The sequence below is a fragment of the Bacillus sp. SIMBA_008 genome (assembly GCF_046535495.1).
GTDB lineage: Bacteria > Bacillota > Bacilli > Bacillales > Bacillaceae > Bacillus > Bacillus subtilis.
Genome location: NZ_JAWRWL010001063.1, coordinates 1 through 245, shown reverse-complemented (window position 1 = coordinate 245; position 245 = coordinate 1). Strand labels below are relative to the sequence as shown.

Below are 245 nucleotides of genomic sequence, written 5' to 3'. Positions count from 1 at the left end.
AATGATTAATAGAATCATTGAATCACTTGGTGCGAATGCTGCTAATAAACCAGCAAGTAACAATGTGATGCCCGACGCTATGCTCATAGCTGTTCGCCCTAGTTTATCTACAAGTACACCCGTGATAGGTGAAGGAAGATACATCGCACCTATATGGAAACCAATTACAATGCCCACTTCGGCTAATCCATAACCATGATGCTGCATATGCACCGGTGTCATGGTCATGAGTGCAACCATGACGA

At 43.7% G+C, this 245-nt stretch carries 1 pseudogene; it reads right to left on the bottom strand.

Annotated elements, in window-relative coordinates:
• Nucleotides 1-245: pseudogene (locus SB658_RS26680) on the bottom strand (MFS transporter); the annotation flags it as partial.